This is a genomic window from Pseudomonas sp. GW821-FHT09A09, from assembly GCF_059418405.1.
Map to the genome: position 1 here is coordinate 23,265 of NZ_JBWKPU010000044.1, position 6,000 is coordinate 29,264.

Annotated in this window: 5 protein-coding genes; 3 read left to right on the forward strand and 2 right to left on the reverse strand. The window is 61.2% G+C overall.

Annotated elements, in window-relative coordinates:
* Positions 1-72: 72 nt before the first annotated feature.
* Together AC07OV_RS27080 and AC07OV_RS27085 are read left to right on the forward strand one after the other, a co-directional pair.
* Positions 73-2,715: an MGH1-like glycoside hydrolase domain-containing protein gene (locus AC07OV_RS27080; protein ID WP_495093328.1), complete on the forward strand. Its 2,643-nt coding sequence runs from the start codon at positions 73-75 to the stop codon at positions 2,713-2,715.
* A gap of 43 nt (positions 2,716-2,758) precedes the next feature.
* Positions 2,759-3,382: a hypothetical protein gene (locus AC07OV_RS27085; protein WP_495093329.1), complete on the forward strand. Its 624-nt coding sequence runs from the start codon at positions 2,759-2,761 to the stop codon at positions 3,380-3,382.
* A 213-nt stretch (positions 3,383-3,595) separates the two neighbouring features.
* Here AC07OV_RS27085 and AC07OV_RS27090 read toward each other — a convergent pair whose 3' ends face one another.
* The gene (locus tag AC07OV_RS27090) at positions 3,596-3,910 is read right to left on the reverse strand and encodes an SCP2 sterol-binding domain-containing protein (RefSeq protein ID WP_016969749.1); all 315 of its coding nucleotides are present in this window, start codon (positions 3,908-3,910) and stop codon (positions 3,596-3,598) included.
* Positions 3,911-3,965: 55 nt separating this feature from the next.
* Positions 3,966-4,676, reverse strand: coding sequence for a histidine phosphatase family protein (locus tag AC07OV_RS27095; protein ID WP_494999073.1), 711 nt, complete (start codon positions 4,674-4,676; stop codon positions 3,966-3,968).
* Between the two features lie 194 nt (positions 4,677-4,870).
* Between AC07OV_RS27095 and sohB the strand changes: the two genes are divergently transcribed.
* The gene (gene sohB / locus AC07OV_RS27100; protein WP_495093330.1) at positions 4,871-5,896 is read left to right on the forward strand and encodes a protease SohB; all 1,026 of its coding nucleotides are present in this window, start codon (positions 4,871-4,873) and stop codon (positions 5,894-5,896) included.
* The last annotated feature ends 104 nt before the right edge of the window (positions 5,897-6,000 follow it).

Consider the following 6,000-nt stretch of genomic DNA (forward strand, 5'->3'; position numbering starts at 1 on the left):
TGAGTCTTCATGTGCATCGGGGCGCGAATGGGTTCTACACTGCCCGTCACCGCGCCAGTGATGGAGGACCCGATGACGGCCACGCCCGTAACAGACATCCTTGCAACGATTGAAGGCCAACGCCTGGCCAACCCGGACGCCGAATGCTGGCGCGAGTGGGGCCCTTACTTGAGTGAACGCCAATGGGGCACCGTGCGCGAGGACTACAGCGCCGACGGTGATGCCTGGGCGTATTTCCCACACGAACATGCCCGCAGCCGCGCCTACCGCTGGGGCGAGGACGGCCTGGCCGGTTTTAGTGACAAGGCACAACGCTGGTGCCTGGGTCTGGCGCTGTGGAACGAGCGCGACAGCATCCTCAAGGAGCGCCTGTTCGGCTTGAACAACGCCGAGGGCAACCACGGTGAAGACGTCAAGGAGCTGTACTTTTTCGTCGACGGCGTACCGAGCCATGCCTACCAGCGCATGCTCTACAAGTACCCCCATGCAGCCTTTCCCTATGCCGACCTGATCACCGAAAACGCCCGGCGTGGCTTGGGCGATGCCGAGTACGAGGTGCTCGACACCGGGGTGTTCGAAGACAACCGCTACTGCGATGTCAGCGTCGAATACGCCAAGCACACGCCTGACGATATCTTCATGCGCGTCACCGTACACAATCGCGCGGACCAGCCGACCCGCCTGCAGGTACTGCCCCAGCTGTGGGCGCGCAATGACTGGAGCTGGACGGTTGATGCACCCAAGCCACAGCTGACCCTGGCCGGTTCTCACGTGCTGGCCCGTCATCATGAACTGCCCGACCGCCACCTCAGTGCCTGGGGCCAGGACGGCGTGGAATGGCTGTTCTGTGAAAACGAAACCAACTACCCGAAGCTCGACGCCCAACCGGCGCCGGGGCCGTTCAAGGACGGTATCAACGATTACGTGGTCGACGGTGTTCAGTCGGCGATTCTTCGCGATGCCGGTACCAAGGTGGCGGCGCGGTTCATCCTTGAACTGGACGGCCAGCAGAGCAAAACCCTTTACCTGCGTTTCGCACCTACCGATGCGCCTGAAGTCAATGCGCGCAAGCTGTTTGAACAACGCCGCGAGGAGGCCGATGACTTCTACGCGGCCCTGCAACACAACATTGCCGATGAGGATGCACGCAACGTACAGCGTCAGGCCCTGGCCGGTTTGCTGTGGTCCAAGCAACTCTATTATTTCGACGTCAACCAATGGCTCGACGGCGACCCGGCTCAACCTGCGCCGCCGCCTGAGCGCCTGCATATCCGCAATACCCATTGGCGGCACCTGTCGAATTTCGACATCCTGTCGATGCCCGACACCTGGGAATACCCGTGGTACGCCTCCTGGGACCAGGGCTTCCAGGCGGTGGCCATTGCTCTGATCGACCCGGGCTACGCCAAGCAGCAGTTGCTGCTGCTGGTGAAGGACCGCTTCATGCACCCCAATGGCCAGCTGCCAGCGTATGAATGGCGGTTCGACGACGCCAACCCGCCGGTACACGCCTGGGCCAGTTGGCGCGTGTACCAGCAGGATAAAGCGCTGAAGGGCGTAGGCGACATGGACTTCCTGGAGCGGATCTTCCACAAGCTTCTGCTGAATTTTTCCTGGTGGGTCAACCGCAAGGACGCCGAAGGCCGCAACCTGTTCCAGGGCGGGTTCCTGGGGCTGGACAACATCGCCTTGTTCGACCGTTCGGCCACGTTGCCACCGGGCTATCAGCTGGATCAGGCCGACGGCACCGCATGGGTCGCCGCGTATGCGCTGGACCTGATGCGCATCGGCCTGGAGCTGGCCAAGCGCAATCCTGTGTACGTGGATATCGCGGTGAAGTTCTTCGAGCACTTCCTGTACATCGCCGGGGCGATCAACCGTGTCGACGACAGCGCCGAAGGCCTGTGGGACGAGCAGGACCAGTTTTTCTACGACGTGCTGCACCGGCCCGACGGCCAGAACGAACCGGTGCGCCTGCGCTCGATTGTCGGCCTGATGCCGCTGTTTGCCGTGCTGGTACTGGAGCAGCGTGAGCATGAAGGCTTGGAAGGCTTGCGCGAGCGCCTGCTGGGCTTCATGAAACATCGGCCGGACCTGGCCAAGCTGGTTTCACGCTGGAACGAACCGGGGCAGGGCAACCGCCTGTTGCTGGCGTTATTGCGGGGTGAGCGCACCAAGGACTTGCTGCGTCGTATGCTCGATGACAACGAGTTCCTCTCGGCCTTTGGCGTGCGCTCCTTGTCCAAGGCCTTCGCCGAACAACCCCTCGCGCTGAAGATGAATGGAGACACCCTGTGCGCGCGCTACCAGCCGGGGGAGTCCGATTCACGCCTGTACGGCGGCAACTCCAACTGGCGCGGGCCGTTGTGGATGCCGGTGAATTACATGCTGATCGAGTCGCTGCGTGAGTTTCACCGCTACTACGCGGATAACTTCTCGGTGGAGTACCCGACGGGCAGTGGTTATCTGTCGTCGCTTGAGGAAGTGGCTGACAGCCTCAGCCAACGCCTGACACGTTTGTTTCTGCGCGACGAAAATGGCCTGCGGCCGTCGATGGCGGGCTATGCGCAGTTGGAGGCTGACCCGCTGAGCCGTGACCTGGTGTTGTTCCATGAGTATTTCCACGGGGAAACCGGGCGTGGGTTGGGGGCGTCGCACCAGACGGGGTGGAGCGCGTTGGTGGCGTTGCTGTTGAGTGTTCCGCCAACGGCGTGAATCGGGTAGATTCGCCGGCCCGACCCTTACAAGGATGTAGATCATGGCGAATACCGCCACTGCTTCACGCCCAGCGAACCTGCTGGTAGCCCTGCTGATGGGCGCCGGTGTGTTTACCTTGAGCCTGTATGCCAGCAGCGCCAGCGCAGCCTCAATGAGGGCCGCCTGTGTGCAATGCCCATCGGAGACTGCCGATGCGTCCAAATGGGTTAAAAATGGTACGTATCGCCTCGACCCCGTGACTCTGTCGATTGACGATGAGGTGAGAAATGCGGACCCTGACTCGCTTCGCAAAATGACCCGGCTCAAGCCTCGGGCGCTTGGGGCTGATGAAAATGATCCCTTGGTCGATGAAGTCGTCCGCGCGATTGATATCGTCGGTGAGGCCGGTGATGTCGATATATTGAGGGCGCAGTGGCCCGAGCTGACGCGCCGATCGCGTTACGCGTACAGCCTTTTCATCAACGAAGGGCAAATAGCCGATTTTTATAACGTCTACGTGCGCGTGGGGCCCAACAAGTATTTGATCGTCATTGGCCGGGACGTGGAGTCCGGGGAGTTCCACGAGCGGCCGGGTGAGGGGTACCTCATCAACCGCCGTGGTACAGAGGGCCATTCCAGGGAGCTTGAGCAGTTTAGAGTTGTCGAGGCCGCAGCGGGCCGCTGACAGATCCTCATGAGCCAGAAATGAAATCGCCTCAGGTGCGCGGTTTGCCGCGGTTGTTGCTGTAGTGAGCGGGCTTGCCCCGCGCCGCGGTCTACAGGGCCCCCTATATCGACCTGACACACCGCCGCGCGGGGCAAGCCCGCTCACTACAGGTCGGGGTTTTGGGCAAAAAAAATCCCGCCTCGAGAGGCGGGATCCGGGACCGTCCGTGAATCAAGCCGGGAACAGTTCGCTCAGCTTCATGGCCAGCATCATGTCGCCTTCGGTGCGCAGTTTGCCGCTCATGAAGGCCTGCATGCCGTCGGTGTCACCGCTGACGATGCCTTCCATGGTTTCGCCGTCGGTGACCAGGGTCACTTGGGCGTCAGGGTTTTCGCCTTCCAGCAGTTCGCAGGTGTTGTTTTTCACCACCAGCGAGAAGTTCTGGGTGTCGTCGATACGGAAACCGAACACCAGGTCCAGGCCGTCGGCAGCGGCTGGGTTGAATTTGGCTTTCATTGCTTCTACAGCTTTGGCTACGTCAGTCATGGTTTCGATCCTTTAGGGTGAGTCCAGTGACCTTGGGGTCACGGTTGGCCGCCATTCATCGGAAGGTGATGAGGTGCGGCGCCTTCAACAGTTGCAAGTGGGTGTGACTGTTGAAGGAAGCCAGTGCCACCTCGCGACCGCGGAATTTCAGCTGGTTGAGCGAGGTGTTAACAATTTGCCAGTTCAGCTCGAACGCCTGGGCAGCCGGCATTCGGGTAATCAGGTGGAGCAGGGCGGTGATGGTGCCGCCGGAGGTGAACACGGCGATCTTCTGCGTGTTGTCGGCTGCTTCGAGGATGCGTTGCAGGCCGCCTTGTACGCGCTCCACGAACCCCAGCCAGCTTTCCAGCCCGGGCGGGTCGTAGGTGCCGGCCAGCCAGCGCTCGATGATCAGGGCGAAGATGCGTTGGAATTCGCTGCGGTTCTGCGCGGCATTGCGCAGGATGTCCAGGGCCTCGGGCTCGGTCGTCAGCAGGTCGGGCAGCAGGGCACGGATGATCGCGTCGGCATCGAATTCGTTGAAGGCGCTGTCGACTTCTAGCGCCGGCACCGGCAGGCCGAGGGCTGCATAGTGCTCGAAAGCGGCGGTGGCGGTGTGCTGCTGGCGACGCAGGTCACCGGCGACACAGCGGTCGAACGTGAGGCCCAGGTCTGCCAGGTGGCGACCGAGCACGTGCGCTTGTTCCACGCCGACGGGCGACAGGACGTCATAGTCGTCTGCACCGAAGGAGGCCTGGCCATGTCGAATCAGGTAGATGCTGCCCACGTCCGTTTTCCCGGTACGTTGAAAGTCTGGCGAGGTTATGAGGATGCCGAAGAGCTGTCAATGAAAAAACATACGCTTGTTTTAAAAGCTCGTTAGAGGCCCGTTGCTGGCGGTTTGAGCACTGGCCCGAAGGCAATGCCGTCGGTATGCTGGGGCCATCCGCGCCCGGCGCAGTGCACTTTTTAAGGAGTCATATGGATTTTCTGGCTGAATACGCGAGTTTCCTGGCGAAGACCGTCACCCTGGTGGTCGCCATTCTGGTGGTATTGATCAGCTTCGCAGCCCTGCGCAGCAAGGGCCGTCGCAAATCGGCTGGCCAGTTGCAGGTCAGCAAACTCAATGATTTCTACAAGGGCCTGCGTGAGCGTCTGGAGTCGACCCTGCTCGACAAGGACCAACTCAAGGCGCTGCGTAAATCCGAAAGCAAGACCGAGAAGAAGAACAGCAAGAAGAAACCCGAGGCCAAGCCACGGGTGTTCGTGCTGGATTTCGACGGCGATATCAAGGCCTCGGCCACCGAGAGCCTGCGCCATGAAATCACCGCCTTGCTGAGCCTGGCCACGCCCAAGGACGAAGTGGTACTGCGCCTGGAAAGCGGCGGCGGCATGGTGCACAGCTACGGCCTGGCCTCTTCGCAACTGGCGCGCATTCGCCAGGCGGGCGTGCCGTTGACTGTGTGCATCGACAAGGTCGCGGCCAGCGGCGGCTACATGATGGCGTGCATCGGCGAGAAGATCATCAGCGCCCCGTTTGCCATCCTCGGATCCATTGGTGTGGTCGCGCAGTTGCCCAACGTCAATCGCCTGCTGAAAAAACACGACATTGACTTCGAAGTGCTGACGGCCGGCGAGTACAAGCGCACCCTCACGGTGTTTGGCGAAAACACCGAGAAGGGCCGGGAGAAATTCCAGGAAGACCTGGACATCACCCACCAATTGTTCAAGAACTTCGTGTCGCGCTATCGCCCGCAACTGGCGATCGATGACGTGGCGACCGGCGAAGTGTGGCTGGGTGTTGCAGCCCTCGACAAACAACTGGTCGATGAACTGCAGACCAGCGACGAATACCTGGCCACCAAGGCCAAGAGCTCCGACGTGTTCCACCTGCACTATGCCGAGCGTAAAAGCCTGCAGGAGCGCGTGGGCCTCGCCGCCAGCGGCTCGGTGGACCGTGTGTTGCTGACCTGGTGGAGCCGCTTGACCCAGCAGCGCTTCTGGTAATCGCCGGCGCTTCTACGTGTTGCATGGGCATACATTCCGTGATGCTCCGCACCACCTGTAGGAGCCGGCTTGCCGGCGATGGCGTCCCTGAGATCGCCATCGCC

What these genes read in the sequence shown, in the direction of transcription:
- AC07OV_RS27080 (WP_495093328.1), top strand. Translation starts at nt 73, where the DNA reads ATGACGGCCACGCCCGTAACAGACATCCTTGCAACGATTGAAGGCCAA.
- AC07OV_RS27085 (WP_495093329.1), top strand. Translation starts at nt 2,759, where the DNA reads ATGGCGAATACCGCCACTGCTTCACGCCCAGCGAACCTGCTGGTAGCC.
- AC07OV_RS27090 (WP_016969749.1), bottom strand. Translation starts at nt 3,910, where the DNA reads ATGACTGACGTAGCCAAAGCTGTAGAAGCAATGAAAGCCAAATTCAAC.
- sohB (WP_495093330.1), top strand. Translation starts at nt 4,871, where the DNA reads ATGGATTTTCTGGCTGAATACGCGAGTTTCCTGGCGAAGACCGTCACC.